The sequence below is a fragment of the Jeotgalicoccus psychrophilus DSM 19085 genome (assembly GCF_000425845.1).
GTDB lineage: Bacteria > Bacillota > Bacilli > Staphylococcales > Salinicoccaceae > Jeotgalicoccus > Jeotgalicoccus psychrophilus.
In genome coordinates this window covers 103,752-127,149 of sequence record NZ_AUEF01000001.1, presented here as the reverse complement: position 1 = coordinate 127,149, position 23,398 = coordinate 103,752, and the positions used below count along the sequence as shown (strand labels likewise).

General features: G+C 35.0%; 21 protein-coding genes. 15 read left to right on the top strand and 6 right to left on the bottom strand.

What is annotated here, in order from left to right; translation table 11 throughout:
• From phoU to argH, 5 genes are all read left to right on the top strand, one after another.
• Window positions 1–654: a phosphate signaling complex protein PhoU gene (phoU, locus tag H625_RS0100680; protein WP_026858151.1), complete on the top strand. Its 654-nt coding sequence runs from the start codon at window positions 1–3 to the stop codon at window positions 652–654.
• 96 nt (window positions 655–750) lie between these two features.
• Entirely contained in the window at window positions 751–1,323 is a 573-nt protein-coding gene (locus tag H625_RS0100675) for a 5-formyltetrahydrofolate cyclo-ligase (RefSeq protein WP_026858150.1), read from the top strand.
• Window positions 1,313–2,722, top strand: a complete 1,410-nt coding sequence (locus H625_RS0100670) for a rhomboid family protein (RefSeq protein ID WP_026858149.1) — start codon at window positions 1,313–1,315, stop codon at window positions 2,720–2,722. The genes H625_RS0100675 and H625_RS0100670 overlap by 11 nt, the downstream gene beginning before the upstream one ends.
• Window positions 2,723–2,812: 90 nt before the next feature.
• Window positions 2,813–4,021, top strand: a complete 1,209-nt coding sequence (locus H625_RS0100665) for an argininosuccinate synthase (protein ID WP_035784869.1) — start codon at window positions 2,813–2,815, stop codon at window positions 4,019–4,021.
• Complete coding sequence (argH, locus tag H625_RS0100660; protein WP_026858147.1) at window positions 4,014–5,387, top strand: argininosuccinate lyase; 1,374 nt, start codon at window positions 4,014–4,016, stop codon at window positions 5,385–5,387. The genes H625_RS0100665 and argH overlap by 8 nt, the downstream gene beginning before the upstream one ends.
• Window positions 5,388–5,444: 57 nt before the next feature.
• Here argH and H625_RS0100655 read toward each other — a convergent pair whose 3' ends face one another.
• The gene (locus H625_RS0100655) at window positions 5,445–5,681 is read right to left on the bottom strand and encodes a DUF2759 domain-containing protein (RefSeq protein ID WP_026858146.1); all 237 of its coding nucleotides are present in this window, start codon (window positions 5,679–5,681) and stop codon (window positions 5,445–5,447) included.
• A 98-nt stretch (window positions 5,682–5,779) separates the two neighbouring features.
• Between H625_RS0100655 and H625_RS0100650 the strand changes: the two genes are divergently transcribed.
• Window positions 5,780–6,391, top strand: coding sequence for an MBL fold metallo-hydrolase (locus H625_RS0100650; protein ID WP_026858145.1), 612 nt, complete (start codon window positions 5,780–5,782; stop codon window positions 6,389–6,391).
• Window positions 6,392–6,443: 52 nt separating this feature from the next.
• On the opposite strand, the gene H625_RS0100645 is transcribed toward H625_RS0100650, so the two are convergent.
• A complete protein-coding gene (locus tag H625_RS0100645; RefSeq protein WP_026858144.1) occupies window positions 6,444–6,692 on the bottom strand; it encodes a DUF2626 family protein in 249 nt (82 codons plus the stop codon).
• Window positions 6,693–6,917: 225 nt separating this feature from the next.
• Between H625_RS0100645 and H625_RS12350 the strand changes: the two genes are divergently transcribed.
• The 3 genes from H625_RS12350 to H625_RS0100630 all read left to right on the top strand — a co-directional run bounded on the left by H625_RS12350 (window position 6,918) and on the right by H625_RS0100630 (window position 14,125).
• Entirely contained in the window at window positions 6,918–7,361 is a 444-nt protein-coding gene (locus tag H625_RS12350; RefSeq protein WP_051238921.1) for an ATPase, T2SS/T4P/T4SS family, read from the top strand.
• A gap of 1,762 nt (window positions 7,362–9,123) precedes the next feature.
• Window positions 9,124–11,352 carry a site-specific DNA-methyltransferase gene (locus tag H625_RS0100635; RefSeq protein WP_026858143.1) on the top strand — a complete coding sequence of 743 codons (2,229 nt, stop codon included), beginning with the start codon at window positions 9,124–9,126 and terminating at the stop codon, window positions 11,350–11,352.
• A gap of 1 nt (window position 11,353) precedes the next feature.
• The gene (locus H625_RS0100630; protein ID WP_026858142.1) at window positions 11,354–14,125 is read left to right on the top strand and encodes a DEAD/DEAH box helicase; all 2,772 of its coding nucleotides are present in this window, start codon (window positions 11,354–11,356) and stop codon (window positions 14,123–14,125) included.
• Window positions 14,126–14,213: 88 nt separating this feature from the next.
• On the opposite strand, the gene H625_RS0100625 is transcribed toward H625_RS0100630, so the two are convergent.
• From H625_RS0100625 to H625_RS0100610, 4 genes are read right to left on the bottom strand one after another with little or no spacing between them, the layout of a single operon-like run.
• Window positions 14,214–14,777, bottom strand: coding sequence for a hypothetical protein (locus H625_RS0100625; RefSeq protein ID WP_026858141.1), 564 nt, complete (start codon window positions 14,775–14,777; stop codon window positions 14,214–14,216).
• The gene (locus tag H625_RS0100620; RefSeq protein WP_026858140.1) at window positions 14,732–16,624 is read right to left on the bottom strand and encodes a tyrosine-type recombinase/integrase; all 1,893 of its coding nucleotides are present in this window, start codon (window positions 16,622–16,624) and stop codon (window positions 14,732–14,734) included. Before H625_RS0100620 ends, H625_RS0100625 begins: the two co-directional genes overlap by 46 nt.
• Window positions 16,621–18,993 carry a hypothetical protein gene (locus H625_RS13165; protein WP_051238920.1) on the bottom strand — a complete coding sequence of 791 codons (2,373 nt, stop codon included), beginning with the start codon at window positions 18,991–18,993 and terminating at the stop codon, window positions 16,621–16,623. The genes H625_RS0100620 and H625_RS13165 overlap by 4 nt, the downstream gene beginning before the upstream one ends.
• Window positions 18,977–20,272 (bottom strand): tyrosine-type recombinase/integrase, encoded by a 1,296-nt coding sequence (locus H625_RS0100610; RefSeq protein ID WP_026858138.1) that lies wholly within the window; start codon window positions 20,270–20,272, stop codon window positions 18,977–18,979. Before H625_RS0100610 ends, H625_RS13165 begins: the two co-directional genes overlap by 17 nt.
• Window positions 20,273–20,411: 139 nt before the next feature.
• On the opposite strand from H625_RS0100610, the gene H625_RS12345 reads away from it, so the two are divergent.
• The 6 genes from H625_RS12345 to H625_RS0100580 are packed head-to-tail and all read left to right on the top strand — an operon-like array spanning window position 20,412 to window position 23,347.
• Complete coding sequence (locus H625_RS12345; protein ID WP_051238919.1) at window positions 20,412–20,951, top strand: ATPase, T2SS/T4P/T4SS family; 540 nt, start codon at window positions 20,412–20,414, stop codon at window positions 20,949–20,951.
• A complete protein-coding gene (comGB, locus tag H625_RS0100600) occupies window positions 20,914–21,969 on the top strand; it encodes a competence type IV pilus assembly protein ComGB (RefSeq protein WP_026858137.1) in 1,056 nt (351 codons plus the stop codon). Before H625_RS12345 ends, comGB begins: the two co-directional genes overlap by 38 nt.
• Before the next feature lie 13 nt (window positions 21,970–21,982).
• Window positions 21,983–22,306, top strand: a complete 324-nt coding sequence (gene comGC / locus H625_RS0100595) for a competence type IV pilus major pilin ComGC (RefSeq protein WP_051238918.1) — start codon at window positions 21,983–21,985, stop codon at window positions 22,304–22,306.
• Window positions 22,284–22,715, top strand: coding sequence for a prepilin-type N-terminal cleavage/methylation domain-containing protein (locus H625_RS0100590; RefSeq protein WP_084135640.1), 432 nt, complete (start codon window positions 22,284–22,286; stop codon window positions 22,713–22,715). Before comGC ends, H625_RS0100590 begins: the two co-directional genes overlap by 23 nt.
• Window positions 22,705–22,962 carry a hypothetical protein gene (locus tag H625_RS0100585; RefSeq protein ID WP_026858134.1) on the top strand — a complete coding sequence of 86 codons (258 nt, stop codon included), beginning with the start codon at window positions 22,705–22,707 and terminating at the stop codon, window positions 22,960–22,962. The genes H625_RS0100590 and H625_RS0100585 overlap by 11 nt, the downstream gene beginning before the upstream one ends.
• Window positions 22,931–23,347 (top strand): hypothetical protein, encoded by a 417-nt coding sequence (locus H625_RS0100580; RefSeq protein WP_026858133.1) that lies wholly within the window; start codon window positions 22,931–22,933, stop codon window positions 23,345–23,347. Before H625_RS0100585 ends, H625_RS0100580 begins: the two co-directional genes overlap by 32 nt.
• The last annotated feature ends 51 nt before the right edge of the window (window positions 23,348–23,398 follow it).

The following is a 23,398-nucleotide window of genomic DNA, read 5'->3' as shown; positions in this document are numbered from 1 at the left end:
ATGACTGTTTATCGTGAAAAGTTCCATGAAGAACTTAATTCACTGATCAGCGAATGTATAATCCTTGGGAAAGAATGTCATGTAAGACTGGCAAACACTGTTGAAATACTTGTTGCAGAAAATATTGACGAGGCAAGGAAAGTCGTCCGTAAAGATGCGGAGATTAATAAAATGGAAGCAGATATTAATGCGCATGCTATTAATTTAATTACGACACAGGCGCCTGTCGCAACTGATTTAAGAATGATTATTTCATGCATTAAGATCGCCGATAACTTAGAGCGTATCGGTGATAATATAAGCAATGTGGCAGAAGTAAGGAAACGTATTAAAATTACGAATGAACGCACGCTGCTCCGTTTTAAAACGATGGAGCGTCTCGCTTCATTAATGCTTGAAGATGTTTATACCGCCTTCAAAGAAGAAGATATGGATCTGCTCGATGAAATTATTTTGAGAGATCAGGATATCGACGCAGTATTCGTCCAGATTACCACTTCTGATATTTTTGAAGAATCGGATGCATTTTTAACCGGTCAGATACAATTAACAGCTAAATACCTCGAACGTATCGGCGACCACATTAAAAGTATTGCTGAACATATTTACTATATTCATACGGGCAATCCGTACGAAAAGCACAAGAGCGAATAAGAGAAACCTCCAGTAATTCTGGAGGTTTTTTCTATATTCATATAGAATAACTGTAAGGAAGCAATATATGAAATAAATATATAAGGGGTTTTTAAGATGACTAAAAAAGAATTACGTCAAAATATGATCAGCACCTTAAAGTCGATGGGCGAACAGGCTAAACTGCGTGCTGAAGAAAATATTACAGCATATGCAGCGGACTTTATTCAGTCGGGCAATTATAAGAGTGTCGGCATAGTACTGCCGATGAAAATAGAATACGATACGTGGAAACTGATTGATGAACTGCTTGAAATGAATGTAGACGTGTTTTCACCGCAATGTCATTACGATGATAAGTCAATGACTTTCCACCGTCTGACTTCCAGGGATGAAGTGACGCTCGATAAGAAAAATATTCCAATTCCGAGTCCTGATGCACCGGTTAACAACGATGTGGATTTATTAATCGTGCCCGGCCTCATCTTCAGTCCTGAAGGATACCGTATCGGATACGGCGGCGGCTTTTACGATCGTTTCCTAACGACTTTTAAAGGCGATACAGCTTCATTAATTTTCAGTGAGCAGATAGGGGAGACTATCGTTGAAGAATATGATCTGCCGGTTAATACACTGATTACCGATAAAGAGATATTTAACGTAAAAGAAGTGAGAGAGCATGAAGAATAAATGGCAGGCAGCATTTGAAGTTGCTAAATATACAAATTATGATTTTCTTCATTATGAAAATGATACGGAAATCATCTGGCTGAAAGACCGCAAAAAGAAAACACTGATGTGTCTTTTAGATCTTGATTTGTCTGACAGTGAGCTTGAATCAATTACAGATAATATTTTTAATTCACAGGATAATCTGTCACAAATCGCAGGCTTCTTAGTTAAAACAATTAATTTATATCATTTAACCGAGAAAAAGTTCACCCGTAAATTTAAATCAAAAACATTAAAAGTGAATCACCGGACGGTTAACAATCTTGAAAAGATTATCTCAAACCCTTTTTATAAAATAGATATGAAATATAAGAAGCCGAAAGATGATGCATTTTATAAACGCAGACTGATGTCCCGTCATCCATTCGAGAAATACATGATCAAATTTACGCCGATGACACTACTGCTCGTTACATTAAATACGATTGTGCTGTTAATCAATCTAATATTTGTTCATCTGTTTAATACTTATGAATTAACGAATCTTCTTGCAGTCAGTCATTACGAAGTCGCTTCAGGTGAATATTACAGACTCGTCACCAGTACATTTTTACACGTAGGAGTCAGCCATTTCCTGTTTAACATCTTCGCCTTGTATATACTCGGCAAGTTCGTTGAAGGAATATACACGCCGTGGCATATGCTCATAACGTACATTACAGCAGGCACCATCGCGAGCCTGTTTTCACTGGTCTTCATTACCGAAGGAATATCTCTCGGAGCGAGCGGCGCTGTATACGGACTGCTTGGATTAATTATTATACATTTATTAATCACAAGAAAAATCAAAGCAAAACTGATTTTCCAAATAATCGCAGTGTTTGCAGTCGTTTCAGTCTTATCTATGTTCACAGCAAACATTAATCATTATGCACATATCGGCGGACTGATTGTCGGCGTGCTACTTGGTATCATATTCAATTTCAGAAGAATTCAGTTTAAATATACGATTATAGCTGCAGCTGTCTTAATCTTATTCACGATGTTCAGCCATTTTGGCATGAATCAGCAGACTTCTATTCATCCGATGGACGATGAAGCTCTGCACTATTATGAAGAGGGCAATTACGACGCTGCACTGGAGGTCGTAAATAATTCGATTAATAAAGAAGTTGCGACAGATATGACTTACTATCTCCTCGGCAAGCTGTATATTGAGTCGGGCGACGGAGAGAAAGGGCAGCAGTACGTAGACAAAAGCTATGAGATGGATCCATCAAATGAGTTTGCTGCCAAAGAAAAAATACTCGAATTCCGTAAAGTCCAGGATTATGAAAGTATGAATGAAGCGATCAGCAAACTGGATACGCCTGTTGAAGATAAAGGCCTGCAGATTCTCCTCGATGAAGCCAATTAATAAATATGTATAAATATACTTGATTATGTAAGTTTATGATGTTAGTATATAAATTATCAAGAAAACAAATAAACTTATGAGGTGACATATATGGCACAGAAAAAAGTAGTTTTAGCATATTCAGGCGGTTTGGACACGAGCGTTACGATTCAATGGTTTATCGATAAAGGATTCGACGTTATAGCAGTATGTTTGGACGTCGGTGAAGGCAAGGACCTTGACCAGGTTCATGACAAAGCACTAAAAATGGGTGCCAGTGAATGTCACATCATAAATACGCAAAAAGAATTCGCAGAAGAATTCGTTGCCTACACTATTTACGGAAACTCAATGTATGAAGAAAAATATCCATTGGTATCGGCACTCAGCCGTCCGTTAATTTCTAAAAAATTAGTAGAAATTGCACATGAAACAAATGCTGATTACGTTGCACACGGCTGTACAGGTAAAGGTAATGACCAGGTGCGTTTTGAAGTGGCAATTAAATCACTTGATCCGACAATTAAAGTTCTTGCACCTGTACGTGAATGGACATGGTCAAGAGAAGAAGAAATTGAATATGCAAAAGAGCATAACATTCCGATTCCAGTTGATCTTGATTCACCATATTCAGTAGACCAGAACTTATGGGGACGCAGCAACGAATGCGGTATTCTTGAAAATCCGTGGGCGGCGCCTCCGGAAGATGCATATGACCTTACTGTAAATATTAAAGATGCGCCGGATGAAGCTGAAGAGTTATTAATCACATACGAAAAAGGACTGCCGGTCGCAATTAATAATGAAAAGTTTGAACTGCACGAATTAATCTTGCATTTAAATGATGTTGCAGGTAAACACGGCATCGGCAGAATCGACCATGTTGAAAACAGACTTGTCGGTATTAAATCGAGAGAAATTTATGAAACACCTGCTGCGAAAGTTATTTTAACTGCAAAACACGATTTAGAAACGATTACGCTGACAAAAGATATCGCTCACTTTAAACCGGTAATCGAGCAGAAATATACAGAACAGGTGTATAACGGCTTATGGTTTACTCCATTATCAGACACGTTAAGAGCAACACTGAAAGATATGCAGCAGCCGGTAAATGGTGATGTGCGTGTTGAATTATACAAAGGCAACGTAACTGTTACAGGACGTAAGTCAGAGAACAGCCTGTATAATGAAAAACTTGCAACATACACGAAAGAAGATGCGTTCAACCAGGAAGCATCAGTCGGCTTCATCGAAATCTTTGGACTTCCGACTAAAGTTAAAGCAATGCTTGAACAGGGAGTTGCTGTGGATGAGTAAAAAAGCTTGGGGCGGCAGGTTCCAGGAAGAGTCAATATCATGGGTGGAAGAGTTCAATGCTTCCATCCATTTTGATAAAGTTTTGATTGAGGAAGATATTAACGGCAGTATCGCACATGCGAATATGCTGGCGGCACAGAATATAATCTCAGAAGACGAGAACAGCCAGATCAAAGCCGGACTGCTCAGCATACTGGATGATTATAATAATGATAAATTAACATTCAGCGTCTCCGAGGAAGATATTCATATGAATGTCGAAGCAAAACTGATTGAAAAAATCGGAGCAGCGGGCGGTAAACTGCATACAGCAAGAAGCAGAAATGATCAGGTCGCAACGGATATGCATTTATATGTAAAAGAAGAAGTAAATGCAGTCATTAGCAGTGTGGAACTGCTGCAGGAGACAATTATTGAACTTGCAGAAAAACACCTTGATATTATTATGCCCGGCTACACGCACCTGCAGCGTGCACAGCCGATTTTATTTTCACATCATATACTGACATATTTTTGGATGCTGGAACGCGATAAATCACGTTTTAACGATTCTTTAAAACGCATTGACGTCTCTCCGCTCGGCGCAGGGGCAATCAGCGGTACAACTTTTAATATCGACCGTTTCCAGACGAAAGACGAACTGGGCTTTGAAGGTATTTATCATAATAGTATGGATGCTGTCAGCGACAGAGATTATATTGTCGAAACGCTGTCGAATATCTCTCTGACGATGGTCCACTTATCGAGACTGTCAGAAGAACTGATTTTCTGGACGACAGACGAAGCAAACTTCGTGACGCTGAGCGACGCGTTTACGACAGGTTCATCAATGATGCCTCAGAAGAAAAATCCGGATATGGCAGAACTGATTCGCGGTAAGAGCGGGCGTACAGCTGGGCACCTTATGTCCATGCTGATGCTGTTAAAAGGTCTGCCGCTGACTTACAACAAAGATATGCAGGAAGACAAAGAAGGGCTGTTTGACTCTTTAACAACTGTCAAAGGGTCACTTAAAATTATGAACGGCATGCTCGATACGCTGACGATTAATGAAAAAGTGCTTGAAGAAGCAGTTACTGAAGATTTTTCCAATGCGACGGAGCTTGCTGATTATTTAGTGTCTAAAGGCATTCCATTTAGAGATTCTCACGAAGTGGTCGGCAAACTGGTTTTTGAATGTATACAAAATGGTATCTATTTAAAAGATATGGAACTTGACGAATTTAAAGCTGCGAGCGACGTCATCGAAGAAGATATTTATGATATTCTGTCTCCGAAAGTTGTCGTTAACAGAAGAATCAGCTACGGCTCAACAGGCACAGAGTCTGTTAAACAGCAGCTGGAAGTTGCTAAAAATCATCTGTAAATTTTAAAAACTCCCTTTCGGAATATTCCGAAAGGGAGTTTTATTATACTTAAATTTTTAACCGAGATCCGGATAACCGAATGTGAATATCGTTGCTAGTGTCCAAAGTCCGAAGACAAGAACTGTTAATGCACTAAAACCCGCAGCAAGAAGGTTTTTAGCTTTCATAGAGTTTAAAAGTCCAATCACTCCAAAAATTGCTACTAAGCCCATAAGAATTGCAAGTGCGTTAACACCGATTCTAATAGTTAATCCACCAATAGTAAATAATTCTCCTGTATCGAAGAAAGGCATTATATTGACCCCCTAATCTTTCTCTTTAAACAATCACTTAATAATATTGTATAATTAATCTATAGTTTTGTCGAGAACATTTTGGAGAGTGATTACTAATGAAAATAACTAGATTGCCTTTAGGGGCTTTACAAACAAATTGCTACATTGTCAGTAACGGAGAACGACTGCTGGTAGTCGATCCGTCAGCGGAAGCGAAAGTAATTATCGGTAAGCTGAAAGATATCGGACTGCCAGTGGACGGCATTCTGTTAACTCATGCACATTACGATCATTTCGGCGCTCTGGATGAAGTTCAGGCTTTTACAGCAGCTGAAGTCTACATGTCAGATATCGAAATCGACTGGCTGACAGATATCGCTAAAAACGGCTCAATACGCTTCACTGAGGAGATTACTTCATCAGTGAGACCAAATACCCTGAAAGAGGGTTCAGCTGCTGTAGGAGGTTTTAAATTCGATGTCATTCATACTCCGGGCCATTCACCTGGCTCGCTGACTTATAAATTCAATGATTTTATCATCTCGGGCGATGTATTATTTAATAAAGGTGTCGGCCGTACAGATCTGTACGGCGGCAGCACAGCTGAAGTGATGTACTCAATCAGAGAGAAGCTGTATAAGCTTGCGCCTGAAACAACTGTATATCCGGGTCATAATACACCAACAACAATTGGTGATGAAAAAGAAAATAATCCGTACGTAAGGTAAATAGTCAGTTAAAAAGGCAGGAACACAAATGTGTTCCTGCCTTTTATTTTAATTAATGTTCGTTGCCGAATGATGGTTCAAGTAAGAATGTTGTGTAATATGTAAAGCCGACAAAGAATAAGACTAAGTAAGCAGCAAATACGTACATGTACATTCTTTCACTTAATTTCATGTAACCAAGTAATACAAAGAGTCCAGTCTGTGCTACGAAGAATAGTGACATTGTAACCATATCTCCGATATAGAACAGAATTGCAAACATCGCAGTCCAGAATCCAATCATTTTAAATACTTTATCCATGTGATACATCCTCCCACCTGAATAATTTCACATATCATTAAATTCAATTATAGATAAACTCAGCGGCAATGTAAATAGTAATTGCATTTATTTTGCTGTAATTAAATTCCAAAACTATGTAAGTTAGTGTAAAAAGTAAACCAGTTTTGCTATTTTTGTATTAAAGTAACTTTTTTAAAAGGAAAACGCACTTTTCACGTATATATAGGGTAGGAGGTGTTTTTTTTGAAACAGCTGGCAGAAACAATAATTAAGGATGCATACGACAGTGGCGCAAGCGATATTCATATTACGTTTGAAAAGACCGAAGGATCGGTTAAAAAACGTATTCGCGGCAAGATGGTAGCCGTCCGTTCATTGGAAACAGGTATGCTGAAACGTCTGATTAACTATTTAAAGTTCATTGCAGAACTGGATATTAACGAACATAAAATTCCCCAGAGCGGCCGCACGAGTTTTTACATTGATGACTTACAATGCAATATACGCGTCAGCACGCTGCCGCTGACAATTATGAAGGAAATTGTAGTCATCAGACTGTTGAATACCAGTGCAGGAAAATCTTCAGAAAGTCTTTTTTATAAAGATGAAGATTATGAATTTCTCACTTCATACATGAAATTATCACAAGGGCTGATACTCTTTACAGGACCGACAGGCGTATTATGAGTACTATAAAAATTGTACAACTGTAATAGAAGTCTGCCATCATAAGGTTTGCACTAGAATTTTAAATAAATAATTTTGGACACTTTTTATTTCAAACATTTTATATTTTTCTATATCTTCTCAAATTCTCCATAAGTATGGAATGATTAAAACTTTCTAACTTTCCTAAATATAACTTAATTTTAAAACCTTCAGTCATTCCATACTTATTCTACATATATAAAACAATTAATTTCGAGTCATAAATAATCTTCTCGTTGAAAGAATACATAAAGATTATTATTCATACTAAAAGTTGATAGACAATTATAAATGTTTACTTTGGTATTCAGTTATTTTGTCCTGTAATTTCTCTATGTCGGCTGCCAGATCTAGCTCATGCATTTTTCTATGACAAAAAGAATCTAATGCGACTGTATTATTTATACTGTTTTCTCCACCTCCACTCAGCCACAAAACATGAAGGCACTATACAAATGGATTACCTTTCCTATCGACGAGAGGATCTGACTCTTCAATAAAATCACAGTGCCCATACGCTCTACGCTTAACATATTCAGATACATGTACATTTCTTTTTACTTTTAACCATTCTTATCTTTATCTATGTCAAAGTATTCTCTTACCTTCTTTGTAATAAACAGACATAGCTTTGTCTTTCAATACTTTTAAGGTGCTTGTATCAATATCAAGATGATTTATTAATTGAACTCTATTTGTATAACATTAATTTCTCCAATTTTTATTAGATCACATATGCATTAGGAATACATAATGTAGCCTAAAAGAATCAGTTAAAGTAATTTTTTCTTATTTTATTGTTCTCTACCTTCTAATTCTTCAAGTTTATATAAATCTTAGATAAAATAATTGGTAGAAGGAGTGAATGAAAGAACAGGCTATATACATTCTGTTAAAATCGTAATATCTTACAATTGTATGGTTTTAGATTCTGTAAGCTACAATAATCATAGCAAGTATTTAGTTAATTAAAAGTAAACCATATTTTTTAATTTAAAAAGAGTGTTTATTGTAATAGTATAAGTTGATTAAATATAAGAGATTTATCATTAAAAATGACATAATAATATACATAAAGTACATGATATCAGTCCCTTTATGTTTCTGTTAACAATAATGATGACACAGGATTGATATGCTCCTAAATAGAAAGGAGAGCGAGTTTATTTGAAAGCGTTATAGGAAGGCATATTTGGATTGTATCCTTTCACAAACATGCTTCATAACATTGATAAAGAGTATAATTCGTATTTAATCCTATCATCTTCAGATTTTGTTATATTTTTAAAAGACTTTTCTGAACGAATAGGTGATATTATGTAAAGTAGTGATAAAAATAGCTAGGAATGAACTATTAAGCTAAGGTCCGATGATTGATTTGGTAAAAGTAATGTTGAGAGCTCTAAGCTCAAACAGTTCTAAAGGTTTAATCGATTTCTACGGCTAAGTGACGATAAGGATGGTCTTTTAGAAGATATTAAAAGCATGAATATACTGAAGCAATCAATTTCAGTCAGCGACGAATCGAATGAATTATTATAAATCTAAGCTTATCACTGCTTTAACCAAAGCAGTGATAAGCTTATATTGAAAATCCATAAGATATAACAAGCATACGTGAAGAGTTGGAAGAAGTAGCCCACCGCGTTTGTAGGAGGTCATCTTTCGCTATCGAGATAGGTTACTGAAGATGAGTACCTCACTCTATCGGAGATGATTTTATAAAAGGAGGAGATAACACTTGGCTGTTATTGATGATTTAATTGCAAAAATTAGCGATGAAGCTTTAAAACAACGAATTTCTGAAGAAGTTCGTAAACTTAGTAAGCAGAAGAAGTTTGGACTTGTTTTTGAAGAGCATGTACCTGAGTATACACCTTTATACAACACACCCATTAGAGTAGGACAGACAGTTAGCTTGAAGAATGAAAATAATAAGATTTATATCGTAATAAAGGTTGCAGAAAATGAAGTAACGTGTATTTTAAAAAATGCTATAGACTCTGAACCAGTTACTTTTCTTAAAGACAATGTAGTTGCTATAGCTGAGTTTGGTGAGCCAATTTATCCATATTTAGAAAAGATTGATGAAATCGAGAACGCACCGGACAGCGATTTGTGGCATACACTCATCGAGGGAGATAATTATCATGCTTTGCAGTTATTAGAATACGGTTATGCAAGTAAAGTAGACTGTATTTATATAGATCCGCCGTATAATACTAGAAATAATGACTGGAAGTATAACAATGATTATGTAGATCCTAATGATGCTTATACGCACAGTAAGTGGTTATCTTTTATGGAGAAACGCTTGAAATTGGCAAAAAAATTGCTTAATCCAAATGAGTCAGTGTTAATTGTAACGATTGACGAGAAAGAATATATCCATTTAGGTGCCTTATTAGAGGAGTTGTTTCCTGAAGCCAAAATACAAATGATTAGCAGCGTAATTAATCCTAAAGGGAGTGCTCGAGATGGCTTCAGCCGTTCTGACGAGTACATTTTTTTCGTAATGTTTGGCGACTCATTACCTAACAGGTTACCGTTAAGAAGTGAATGGTCTTCCTCTTCGAAGTTGGCTTCAAGTGCAGAGAATACGAGCAGTAAAAAGAAAGAACCTAGATGGGCGTCCCTCTTAAGGAGTGGGACCGCAGCTGCCAGAAAGGAGGTGCCAACATTATACTATCCGATATATGTCGATCCGGAATGTAAAATGATAGTCAAAATAGGAGAAACATTGCCTCCTGACGTAGATAGAGGCGAAGAAATAAAAGGGCTAGTTCAAGTTCTGCCGATAAGAAGAAACGGTGATCAAGGCAGATGGATGATGAAGAGTACTGAATTAGCTTCGCGCATAAAGCAGGGGCGTGTACGTGTAGGCAATGAAACTAGTTATGGATACTCTATAAGCTATTTAGCTAAGGGAGAGTACGAAAATGTTGTGAAAGGCATTCATGAGGTAGCTGGTAAAAGAGACGACGGTTCTTTAATCGTTTATGTCAGAGATAGTAAATTAAGTAGCCCACCTACTCAATGGAAAATAGCATCTCACAGTGCTTCAGAATATGGCACGACTTTATTAAGTAAGTTTCTTGGTGAAAAACGATTTACCTTCCCTAAATCTCTTTACGCAGTTCAAGATACACTTCGATTTTTTATTTCTGATAAAAGTGAAGCTATTGTTTTAGATTTTTTTGCAGGTTCTGGAACAACGTTACATGCAGTCAATCTGTTAAATGCTGAAGATGATGGCCGTAGAAAGTGTATTATGGTTACTAATAATGAAGTTTCTGCAGAAGAAGCGAGGCATCTAGTCGCGTCTGGCTACCAACCGGGAGACAACAAATGGGAAGCTTTAGGAATTGCTCGACATGTTACTTGGCCTCGAACTGTTTCAAGTATAACTGGAAAAGATACTAAAGGAAATGAAATCGAAGGTAACTATGGAACATATAGTGAAGAGTTTGAGCAAGTAAAAACCTCTTTGAAATATGCTGAAGGAGATAAAAATTATAGAGGCACCCTCTACAAGAAGGTCAAAAAGCCAGAGAACCCAAAACTAAGTGAAATGAAGATTTCGGACGGCTTTCAGACTAACGCCAATTATTTTAAGCTTGGATTCTTAGATAAGACTTCAGTTGCTTTAGGCCGTCAACTTAAGGAGTTATTATCAGTCTTGTGGATGAAGGCAGGTTCTATTGGGAAATGTCCAGAATTAAATAATGATACCATCCCTGACTATCTAATATTTCCAGACAATCACATGGCTATCTTAATTAAAGAATCATATTTTCAACAATTTAAAGTGGAATTGGCTAATCATGAGACAATTAGTACAGTTTATATAGTAACTGACTCAGAGAACGGTTTCAGCAAGATGAACTTACAATTGAGCCCAGGTCTTAAAACCTATCAGTTGTACCGAGATTATTTAGATAATTTTCGGATAAATGTAAGGAGAGTGTAGAATGAGAATCGAATTATATCCATTTCAACGTAAAGCTTTGAGAGAGTTGCGTTCAAGAGCACAGGGTGCATTGCATAGTTATTTTAGTATGAAGATCCCTCAAGTGGTCTCATTTACCGCTCCTACCGGATCTGGGAAAACAATTATCATAACAGCTTTATTTGAAAGCATTCTTTACGGTGATGATGTGCATCCAGAACAATCTAACGCGGTGTTAGTATGGCTATCTGATTCGCCCGAGTTAAACGAGCAATCTAAACAAAAGATTGATACCAAAAGCGATAAAATCAACTTAAATCAAACTGAGATTATTAACGATGAGACCTTTGACCAAGAAATGCTAGACGATGGCATGATTTACTTCTTAAACACACAGAAATTAGGTAAAAGCAGTAACTTAACTAAAGATGGAGATACGAGACAGTATACTATTTGGGAGACTTTAACGAATACGATACAACATAAATCTGATCGACTTTATTTCATTATTGATGAAGCTCACCGAGGCATGCGCGAGTCCGAAGAAGATAAAGCAACAACAATAATGCAAAAGTTTATCAAGGGGAGTCCTGAAGATGATTTACCGGCCGTCCCCGTAGTAATTGGGATGTCGGCGACGGTTGAACGCTTCAATAAGTTAGTGTCTGATACGACATCGACGATTCACAAGGTCGCTGTAACGCCTGGTGAAGTCAGATCTTCAGGACTCCTTAAAGATAGAATTATTGTGACTCATCCTGAAGACGATTCACGTAATAATGACATGGCTGTTTTAGCCGCTGCTACGATCGAGTGGCAGGATAAATGGGACCATTGGCACCAGTATTGCTATGAACAACATTATCAGCAAGTATATCCAATCTTTGTTATTCAAGTTAAAAATGCCAAAGGAAAAACTGTTTCAGATACTGACTTGGATGACTGTCTGGCTAAGATCGAAGAGACGATAGGTCTACGGTTCGACGCAGGAGAAGTAGTTCATACCTTCGGCGATACAGGAAAGATAACAATTAATGGGCTTGAAGTAGAACATATCGACCCGTCAGAAATAGCTGATAACCGTAAAGTCAAAATCGTTTTCTTTAAGGAAAACCTCTCGACTGGCTGGGATTGTCCTCGGGCAGAAACAATGATTTCCTTCCGTGGCGCTCAGGATACAACGTATATCACACAATTATTGGGTCGTATGGTAAGAACTCCTCTACAAATGCGTGTAAATGTTGACGAGTCGTTAAACGATGTTCATTTGTTCTTACCATATTTTAATAAGGAAAATGTTGAGGATGTCATTCAACGTTTCCAGACAACCGAAGGGAATCAAGCCATAGCATCGGACGTCTATAGTGACTCAATTGAAACACCTGGCTTTGAAACTTGGACAGTTCACGTACCGCCAGTACATAGAGAAAGCCCTAATACAAAGAATCGCGTGAGATTAGAACCGCCAACAAATACAAATGACCCATATAAAAGTTCATGGTCTAAAGAAACTGCTACTACAGGAAGTTTTTTCGAAGATGAAGCTCTTAAAGATGATACAATTTTTCCTAAAGAAGTTGAAACTATTAATGATGAAGGAACGTCAGAAGACACCAATATAAATAGTCCAGTCGACCGCCAAGGTATTATTAGATATATCAATGAGTCAGGTCTGTTAACTTATCGTGTACGTCGTGTAAGGATTAATAGCTATTTAAAAACAATGTTTAGTTTAGCACGGTTTTTAACCCAAAATGGCTTAGCACCTGATGCTTTAGATGAAGTATTCAATGAAATCGTCAAAAAGATTCGTGCTTACGTTGAAAGATTACAAGAAATAGGTCAATATGAAGCATTAGTAAAAGAGATTTCTCAATTTAGCATGCTTACAAAAAGCTTTGATGTTTATGGGCAATCAGTGGTAGATGAACTCCAAACAGAATTATTCGCCTCAACTACTACTGATATTGACAATAAATTTAAACGTGCAGAACATCGTTTGGGAAGCGAAGGTGTTGGAAACCGCTATGGGAACACCTATTATGATAATGAAAATCCCGATAATTTTAAGCTAGATGTTATCCTTTTTTCTATGGAAGAAAACAATATCGTAGAGTTAGATAGCTATGCACAAAATAAATTTTATGATTTACATGATAGACACCGCAGACAAACAGTGAATATAGAAGATAAGCTTCAAGAAGAATATAAGGGCATTGTCGCTAATGGTGACGAAGTGACCCCTCATAACTTTAAACTTCCTGAAATCATCACAGTGACCCAAGACTTCAATGGTGACTTATATTTAGATCATCTATTTGCAAATAGCGAGTCTGGTCTGGCTAAAATAAAACTGAACAGCTGGGAAAAAGCGGTTTTAGAAGAAGAGCAGGACCGGGATGATTTCGTGTCCTGGTTACGTAATGAGGATAGGAAGAGTTGGGCTTTATGCATTCCATATCAAATAGATAGAGAGACTAGAAGTGCTTATCCTGACCTTCTAATTATACGAAGAGACGACAAAAAAGCTTATGTTGCTGATTTACTAGAGCCTCATAGACCAGATTTAGACGATAACTTACCAAAGGCTAAAGGTTTTGCTGAATACGCACGGCTAAATCCAGGTCTAGGACGGATTGAGTTGATTCGTATACCTAATAACGACATTTCCGGTTTGAGAAGATTTAAACGGTTAGATATGGCTAAGTCGGAAATTCAAAATAAAGTTCTTAGGGCCACCAACAATGAAGAATTGAACCATATATTCGATACAGATGGATATTTTTATAAATAGAATATAGATTAATAAAAAAGACACCAAAATAATTTTTGGTGTCTTTTTAATCAAATTTAAACAAATCCTTTATTGCTCAGTTTTTTAATCAATCCTCATTACGTAGATTAATAACCTTGTCATTGGTGTATTTTTTCAACTTAATTTTAAGGGTTTTCATCTGCTCTTTTAAATTATTTATTTCATCAATATAGTTTTGATTTCTCTCATATTGACTCCTCACATCTTGTTCTAATTCTGAGACATATAGCTTTAATTCATATGTGTCGACTACTTGTTGTTTTAACTCATTGTTAATGTTTTCAAGTAGACTAATTCTATTGTTTTGTTTATTTAATGAATCTAACATGGTTATGTCGGAATCATTAATCTGATCTATTCTTTTATTAATGTAATATAATAAAACATTTGAATTACTATATATTGAGCTTCTTGAAATATTAGTTTTTTTAGATATTTTATTTACATTTAATTTCTTAGATTCTTTTAGTAATTTATAGTAATGAAATTGATTTTTTGTAACTTCTTGAAAAAATGATTCTATATCAAGAAGTTGATGATATAAGTTCCCTTTTGAAAAATCATTTTCACTTAAATTAAACTCATTCAAGTAATTGTGTAGTTTTTCTTCAGCTTTAAAATTTCGCTCCAATTTACTACCTCTTTCTCAATATTCTTTAATTCCAAAATTGTGTTTTTTAAACCAGGATGCATATCTATCAATTCTTCAGCTTTATTTTGACTCGTATAGCTCTTTAATAGTTGAATCTCAGGTAATAATTTAAAAGAATAAAACCTATTTAAAGAATCTCTTTCTACTTCAAAGTTACGCAAATATATCTCATTTTTTGAAGCTAGATTCATATTATGGTAAACTACTTTACATTTTTCGAAAAATCTTTTAATCGTGAAATCAACAGCTATTATGCTGGGAATTGTAGGAGAGTTATAATACCAGTTTTCAATAGTATTAAGCTTATCTTGTCGTTCGCACAATAATATTATAGCTTTGCTACACAAACCCACTAAAGATTCATTAAAAGGATTATTCTTGAAGATGTTTAAAATTTCATCTATATCTTTAAAAATATTCAATTTATTTTGAGAGAGAAATTCATTTATAACTTTGCACGCTTCTAGAATTTCTTCGTCTGACTTTATGTTATCATTCAATTTGATATCTATTTCTGTTCCTTCTTTATTAGACTTATATAGTAAAGTTTCTTTTAAATCCTCGTCGTCTCTGAAGTAGTACTTAGTCATTTCTTGAGACAAATGATTCATGTGTTCTTGAATCCATTCTAAAGTTACTTTATCTTTCAAATTATTTGCAAATGCTACTCTAAATTGGTGAGTAGAAATAGAATAGAAAGGTTGATCAATCCATACTTTTTTCTTTGGATGAGCATAGATTTTATAATTTGATTCTTTAAATATTCTTTTCTTTAATTGTTGCAATTCCTTATGATTTAAACTAGAGAATTTTATTTCATTTTGGTTCCTGTGGAAAAAGTTATCTAAGTGAGTTAAAAGTTGTGTTTTCCCCAATATGTTTCCGAATTTCGATAAAAATAAGTAGTTACTATCAAATTTTTTTCTTATAGTGAGCGTAAGTTTTTCAAGTGCTTGATATGCATATACAAGCTCGGGGAAAGCTTTGGCCTTTGTCCATCTTCCATTAGCTCCTCGTACGGTTTTAAATGTCAAAAATTCTAGAATATAAGCTGATTTACTATTCTTAAAGATTGATATTTCTTTAAGTTTATTAGCTTCTAGAGAAAGTAGTTCACTTCTTCTCATACCTGTGTAAAAAAGTATTATTACTGCACAAGAGATAATCTTATTACGTGTACTTAACTGATTATTATCTATATCTTCTAATGCACTTTTCACTATGTTTTTTTGAATAGAGTAGGGGATATTAAAGGTCTTACCACGTTTGTAGAACTTCTTCTCTCTACCCCATAGCGAATAGTTTTCTAAGAATGCAACAATTTCATTTTTATTATCAATTAAATTATGAACATCACAATCATAGAAAAATAATTTTAAAGAATGTGAGAATTTCCTTTTTGAATCATAATTATTATAGTTCAGAAGATCTGTATACCTCTTTACATCACTAAGTTTAATTTCATCAACACGATAAATAAAATGTTCTTCCAAGTATAAGAGGAATCTTCTTATATAGTAAAAGTTATACCACACTGTAGTGAAACGGTTTTTATTTATTAATAACTGCTGTATCACTGTTCTTTTCAATAACATTTTAAATTCAACAGAAGACAATTTCCCAAATTCGAATATATGAGTAGAGTTCCCCTTTGGTTGTAATAAATATCTGAAGTCCCATAAATCATCTCTGAAAGAAATTTGATCGGTTATATAAAAAAATTCATTGTTATCTATTGTTTCATCCGGAGGTGCATTAATAAATTTTACAGTCTCTTCTATATTCCATTTTAGGTCACTGTATTGATTATTTAGACTAGTCATCATAATTCACCTCTTATTGAATACATCTCTTCTAAGTATGCTAAGTTAAGTTTTAATGAATGTGTATAAAATTCTTTTTCTTGTTTATTTGAAGACCTATTTACTTTATCTCTTAATGTATTAACTCTGTCTTCGAACACAGGTATCTTTTCTAATGTAGTCATGAAATATTTACACGTTAAACATTTATAGGAGCTATCTTCAAAGCTTGTCTCTTTGATGCATTTACTCGAACTACATGAACCGGCATCGTCCTGTACTATATGTTGCAGAGCATTTTCAGACTTATTTACCTCAACATTTCCTTCTATATCAACATCCAATAATGAAACTTCATAGAGATTTTCTAAATAATGCCTGGTTCTTCTATCTTTACTTAAATAGTGTTTTCTAGCAATTTTTGCGCTATTTCCAGTGATAGTAGTTAATTCAAATGAATTAATTTTTCCATCTTCAAGAAGTTCAAATGCATTATTGATGTGGGTATCTCTACATGAATAAGTTGTATACCATCGACTAATTTGATTATTTTCATAAAGTTCACTGATAATACTGTTGAAAAGGGTTCTATAAGGATAATTAAGGTGCATTACTTTATATTCTGATGCTCCCACAGCTTTTTCATATCTTGGTCCTATAAATATATACTTTCTATCTTCAGGTCTCGCTATTTTGAATGAGGGATATGTCAAGTCAAGTGCATGCTCTATTTCTCTTATTATATCAATTGGAAAAGTTGCAAAGTTTTTTTCCTTACTGCTCATCTTTGAATAGTAGGCAATTGTTCCGTACTGTTCATTCTTAGAAACAATGCAATTGCGCTCAAGATTTATTAATTCTCCAGGTCGGAGTTTAGTCAATATTGAGAGTTTGAAAAGTATATAAAGTTCTTCTCTTTTCCCTCTTGTCATATTATAAAAATGTCTATTAATAACATTAAAATCATCAACCGTAATCGGGTTTCCCGAATAAAAAGCTTCTCTAGGTAGTTCTCTAAATAATAATAATTGATTTTCGGAAATATTATATTTTAACTGTATTGATCGTAAGAGTGTTCTTATTGAAAATATAATAGAATTTTTCATGCTGTTTGTAATATCGTTTTTGTCACAGATATCTACATAATAAAAAGTTATAAATTCTGACATTAATGATTCATTCAGATTAAAATCATGTTTACCAGTATACTTATGCATTCTATTTAAGAACTCAACTAGATGCGTGAAACGATGAATATGGTCAAGACTGTTAGCATGCCAGATGAATCTTTTTAAATCCCATCGTAACTCTTCATTCTCTATTAAGGTAAAATCTATTTTTCTGTATATATGTCGGGTTGTTCCCAAAGTGGTATTATCAGGAATTACAGTCCATTTGTTTGATTTAGGAATTGAATCAAATTTAGAAATTAATACAAATTCAAAACCCTCTTCAATTGAACTTTTTAACAATTTAGACCTTAAAAGTGATGAATTGAAAGAGTGGTTTTTAAATAAATAATCTCCATCTAATTTTAATACAATGTTGTCAATGTATCTATAAAACCTAGCTAAATCTGCTATAACCGATTTTCTCCTCATAGATGGCATTAGTTCATTTTCAACTAAACTTTTGTAATACTCCACTTGATTAAAAAATGTTACTTTAGAAAAATGTTTTAAACTAGTAACATTTTTATTTAGAGATTTTTCAAAATGATACAAAAAATACCTAAAATAATCTGAGTTAAAACTTGTATGTTTAGATGTCTTTTTCAAATCTATTAAGTAATCTTTCATAATATTGATAATAAAAGTATTATTACTATCAATATAAAAATTTCTATCGTAGTAGTAAGAGTTACCAGCTTTATCACCCGCATGACATTCAATACTTATAACTTGAAAATATTTAGAATGCAGAGGAAAATTAGTTCCTAGTATATTTTCTGGGTCTATTTTCCTCTGCATTCTATGGGGTTCATTGTTTAACATAATACTCTTCAGTTGTTCTTCATCTTTTAAAGTACAGTTAGTACCAATATAAAATATATAGAAACTTCTAATCATATTACGTATGTATGTAATATATTTCCTCTCAACATTATCTGTAGCGTAATTTTGTATTTGAACATAACTCATCCAGATTGTCTGTTCAGTTTCACCAAAATGATTGTTTTTAATAGCATCAAAAAACCTTATAAATATCGATTTTTGACGAGTCTTTAGTTTCAAAAAACCTGACTGAATTTTATAAATCACTTGCTGCCACTCATTTGATTGAATCCATTCAAATAAAATACTTTTAGTTTTTGGTTTCACTTGTTTTTTTGGTATGTTATTTAAAATATCTACTATCTCTTCAAATTCTAATAAATCATAGTCGGAAGTCATATTTATCACCAATACTTTCCTTGTATTTTTCAAGTATTTTAAACTGGTCCTCTTCATCAGGGTTATAGTATTTGTAAGAGCTTGATACGCTTTTATGTCTCATTCTTTTTGCAAGTTGATTTGGACTTAATTCTTCCTTAACTAAATTCATTGCAAAAGCATGTCTAAATCTATGATTAAGATTAATTCTTCTTTTACTTTGATCCATAATAACGTTTGCACGTTGAAAAATTTCTCGGAGGACACTATTCCACCCTGTACTTGTTAGGGGTTTAAATAAGTTTTTTGATAAGAAAACGTACTGATTTTCCATTAAATTTGAAGAGGTGTCAATCTTGTCTGCGATACATGTTTTATTTATGTTCCGTAATCTTTTGTTAGAATTCATCAAACGATCTGTTGTTCTCGTATTTTCTATATAGTTATCAAACATTTCAAAACTAGACTTGGATAAATATATAACTTGAAATCCAGAATCTAATTCATTGAAAATATCCCTGGAATAATCATTTTTATTATTTGGAGTCAATACTCCTTTAGCTTTTTGCCAAGGTTTATCCGTTATACGATTTCGTATTACAATCTTATACTGATTGTTATCATATTTTAAATCTTCAAAAGTAATACCTAGAACTTCACCAATCCTTAATCCATAAAAATACATTAAATTAATAATTAAATGTTCTCTAATGGAGTAATCATTTATAATGATTTTTTGTATTCTTTCAAACTGATTTTTATTGATATATTTTGTATGATTTATATGTGTTATTGGATGACTTCGACTCCCATTTACTTTATAATTAGGGGTAGGGAAGTACAATGTATTTTCAAATGGAGAGATCTGTGTATTGGAAAAATATTTATAGTATTGATTGTAGATATTAAGATAATTAAGAATAGTACTTTTACGTCTTGTTGTACTTAGATCAAGACTTAAAAATTTACCTTCTAACTTACCCCCATATAAGAAATGTATTAACTTATTGATTTCTACTTCTGTAAAATCTTCAACTTTTTCTATATCAAATATTAAACAGTAAGAATATAATACTTTTAAAGCATTGTAGGTATTCTCTCTTGTCTTATATCCAGCACTTTTTATAGTCACATTTAGAAAATAATTTATTTCTTCGCTTAATATTCCATCTTGATCCATTACCATAAAATACGTTAAATCACTTTCACTAGATACTTTTATAAACCCTAATGCACCTATTGTTTTTTTCCTATTATTATCAATATCGAATATCTTCTCATATAGTGTTCCGTACTTCATTTTTATATCTCTTACCAAATACATTTTGTAAACACTTCCCTAAAAATATAGATGTATAAACTATAACATTTCATAATAAATTCCTCTTATTTTTGTACAGTTTACGAACTACTCATAAGGCTCCGGCAAAAGTACAGTGATGTACCGTCTCGCGACTGATGCAGTCACGGAGAGTACGCGGCAGATAATAAGTATTGAAGATCCCGTCGAGTTTGAAATAGACGGTCTCGTACAGGTCGAAATAAATGATAAAGCAAAACTAAGCTATCGACCGCTTATCCGCGGTGTGCTCCGGTGCGATCCTGATATTATTATGTTCGGTGAAATTCGCGACAGTACAATTGCTGAAGAACTGCTGAAAACAAGTCTGTCGGGACACCTCGTGCTGAGCACTTTCCACAGTAAAAATGCGCTCAGCACACTGACGCGACTTAAAGATTACGGCTTATACAAAGAAGAAATGGCCGAGAGTATTTCACTTATCGTCAATCAGCGGCTGATTCATACAGCCCGCGGTTCTTTTATCGTGTATGAATATCTGGACAAAGAAATGATTCAGACTCATTTAAACGGGGGCCGCGTATCGTATAAAACAATCCAGGATAAACTTCAGGAAATACACGGGGAAGGGGCACTGACGGATGAAGAATATGAATATTACCATCGGTCGTTCCAATAAGCTCGGTAAATACGATGCACACTTCTTAACAAAACTTGCGGGTTTACTTCAAAACGGCTTCACGATGAAGCAGGCATTAACGTTTTTAACGGAGCAGTATGACGTAATTAAGCAAACGGACAGAAAAAATTTACTGGATATGATCAACGAAGGTGCATCATTAAGCACCGTACTTAAGTATCTGGGCTTTTCAAAGTCGATAATTATGCAAGTGTCGTTCGCAGAAATACACGGTGAGATTATTATGAACCTGGAACAGTCGGGGGAATATTTAAATACGCGGCGAAAGACGATGCAGCAGCTCGCAAAGACACTGCAGTACCCGCTCGTGCTCGTTTGTATTTTCATCATTATGCTGGTGCTGTTAAATTACACGGTAATTCCGCAGTTTAATGATCTCTACAGCGCTATGCAGGCCGATAAAACAATGCTCGTCAATATGTTGACGCTAATTTTAAACTACTTGCCGTATGCAGCTTTAGGAATGCTGCTGGTAGTATTCTTCTTTGCACTCACAGTGCTGATTATCATCAATCTTAAAAATACTGAGCTCGCATCTAAACTGCTGTTAAAGATCCCCGTCGTTAAAACTTACTTTAAATATTATGTCACTTACCGCTTCTCGCGCGAGTTCGGCTACTTTTTAAATAACGGACTTGAAGTAAAAGAGATTATTCTGCTGTTTAAAACACAGACCATTAACCGTTACTTAAGCCTGCTGGCACAGACAATCGAACAGCAATTGCTCTACGGCGTATCACTTGGTGACGCAATTGAAGAACTGGATATGCTGGACAGGCGGCTCGCAGTGTTCGTCAATCACGGCGAATACAACAGCAATGTAGGGCAGGAGCTCATTATTTACAGCGAATATTCTTTAGAAAATATCATTATTAAAATTGAAAGCTTAACGAAGAAAATACAGCCTATTATATTTTTAATTCTCGGGCTGTTAATCGTCTGTTTGTATTTAGTAATTGTATTACCAATATTCAATATGATGAGCACGATAAAATAGGAGGAATAATATTATGAGAAAAACAATTAAACGTAAATTTAACAACAATGAAGAAGGGTTTACACTGATTGAAATGCTGCTGGTACTGCTCGTTATTTCAGTGCTGATTATACTTATTATACCGAATATTGCCGCACAGAGCAGAAATGTACAGGACACAGGATGTGAAGCGCAGGTCCGTATGGTTCAAAGCCAGATAGAAGCATATACGCTTAATGAAGGCGGAACACCTGCGTCGATCGAGGAATTAGTGCCCGATTATTTAACAGCTGAACAGGTCAGCTGCCAAAATGGTGATTCTATTACGATAACTAATGGCGAAGCAACGCGGCAATAGCGGATTTACTATGATGGAAATGATGCTGGCGCTAATGCTCGTCAGCATTATTTTGTCACTTTCCATTCCGCATTTACCTGAGTACCAAGAAAATGGTGCCGCGGATGAAATTGACAGCATCAGGTATGTATTTCAAGGCGCCCAGATGAAGGCGCTCGCTGCAGAAGAGTCATTTATCGTGTTAATGGATCACGATATTCAAACGATTACGGTAAGGGATAAAGCACGCAGAATAATTTCAAGTTATGAACTGAAGACATGCCGTCTGGAAAACTACGGTATGAACAGTTTCACTTACAAAGAAAATGGTGACACGAATGCTTTCGGTACAGTCCATATATCGTGCGGAGGTAAAATCGTTAAATTTATTTTTCAAATACAGAAAGGAAGATTCAGAATTGAACAATAACGGATTTCTTTTGTTTGACAGTATGCTGGCTCTCTTGATTTTCACATTCATCGTTCTGCTGCTGCCGGGAATTTTTTATATTTCAAGCACCGACCAGCTGAGTCTGGAATCTCTGAAAGTTTACCGTGAACTGTATATTTTGAGCGCAAGTTATGACGAACCTCTCGACTATATTAAAGCTGCAGAAAAAATCTTTGATAAGGCGGGGATACCATGTGACGAGCGGCTCAAAAAAATATGCGGCTGACGGATTTACTTATTTGGAGATGCTGCTGTCGTTGATGACGGCCGCTTTAATTATGGCGGTTATGCCTAACGTGATGATACTGTTTCAAGGATTGACGCTTCACGAAGATCATTATGATACCGATATCTTTATGCTGGATATTATAGAAGTATCTAATGCAGCTAAAGAAATCGGTGCTGAAGGAAAGTCGGAAATTAATTTTAAGACAGACAGAGGAAAAATTTCATACAGCTACAGCAGCGGTCGGATTATTAAAAGTATCGATAATGCGGGATTTGTTACTTTAATGTTCAATATCGACTCATTTATCATTACAGAAACGAAAGAAACAATTGCCCTGCAGCTGAAAGGAGCAGCCGATGAAACACTCATTTTTAAAAAGTGACGGGTTCTTTAGCCTGTCGGTATACTTTTTACTTATATATTTAATCGGGGT

What these genes read in the sequence shown, in the direction of transcription:
- phoU (WP_026858151.1), top strand. Translation starts at nt 1, where the DNA reads ATGACTGTTTATCGTGAAAAGTTCCATGAAGAACTTAATTCACTGATC.
- H625_RS0100675 (WP_026858150.1), top strand. Translation starts at nt 751, where the DNA reads ATGACTAAAAAAGAATTACGTCAAAATATGATCAGCACCTTAAAGTCG.
- H625_RS0100670 (WP_026858149.1), top strand. Translation starts at nt 1,313, where the DNA reads ATGAAGAATAAATGGCAGGCAGCATTTGAAGTTGCTAAATATACAAAT.
- H625_RS0100665 (WP_035784869.1), top strand. Translation starts at nt 2,813, where the DNA reads ATGGCACAGAAAAAAGTAGTTTTAGCATATTCAGGCGGTTTGGACACG.
- argH (WP_026858147.1), top strand. Translation starts at nt 4,014, where the DNA reads ATGAGTAAAAAAGCTTGGGGCGGCAGGTTCCAGGAAGAGTCAATATCA.
- H625_RS0100655 (WP_026858146.1), bottom strand. Translation starts at nt 5,681, where the DNA reads ATGCCTTTCTTCGATACAGGAGAATTATTTACTATTGGTGGATTAACT.
- H625_RS0100650 (WP_026858145.1), top strand. Translation starts at nt 5,780, where the DNA reads ATGAAAATAACTAGATTGCCTTTAGGGGCTTTACAAACAAATTGCTAC.
- H625_RS0100645 (WP_026858144.1), bottom strand. Translation starts at nt 6,692, where the DNA reads ATGGATAAAGTATTTAAAATGATTGGATTCTGGACTGCGATGTTTGCA.
- H625_RS0100630 (WP_026858142.1), top strand. Translation starts at nt 11,354, where the DNA reads ATGAGAATCGAATTATATCCATTTCAACGTAAAGCTTTGAGAGAGTTG.
- H625_RS0100620 (WP_026858140.1), bottom strand. Translation starts at nt 16,624, where the DNA reads ATGATGACTAGTCTAAATAATCAATACAGTGACCTAAAATGGAATATA.
- H625_RS13165 (WP_051238920.1), bottom strand. Translation starts at nt 18,993, where the DNA reads ATGACTTCCGACTATGATTTATTAGAATTTGAAGAGATAGTAGATATT.
- H625_RS0100610 (WP_026858138.1), bottom strand. Translation starts at nt 20,272, where the DNA reads ATGAAGTACGGAACACTATATGAGAAGATATTCGATATTGATAATAAT.
- H625_RS12345 (WP_051238919.1), top strand. Translation starts at nt 20,412, where the DNA reads ATGTACCGTCTCGCGACTGATGCAGTCACGGAGAGTACGCGGCAGATA.
- comGB (WP_026858137.1), top strand. Translation starts at nt 20,914, where the DNA reads ATGAAGAATATGAATATTACCATCGGTCGTTCCAATAAGCTCGGTAAA.
- comGC (WP_051238918.1), top strand. Translation starts at nt 21,983, where the DNA reads ATGAGAAAAACAATTAAACGTAAATTTAACAACAATGAAGAAGGGTTT.
- H625_RS0100590 (WP_084135640.1), top strand. Translation starts at nt 22,284, where the DNA reads ATGGCGAAGCAACGCGGCAATAGCGGATTTACTATGATGGAAATGATG.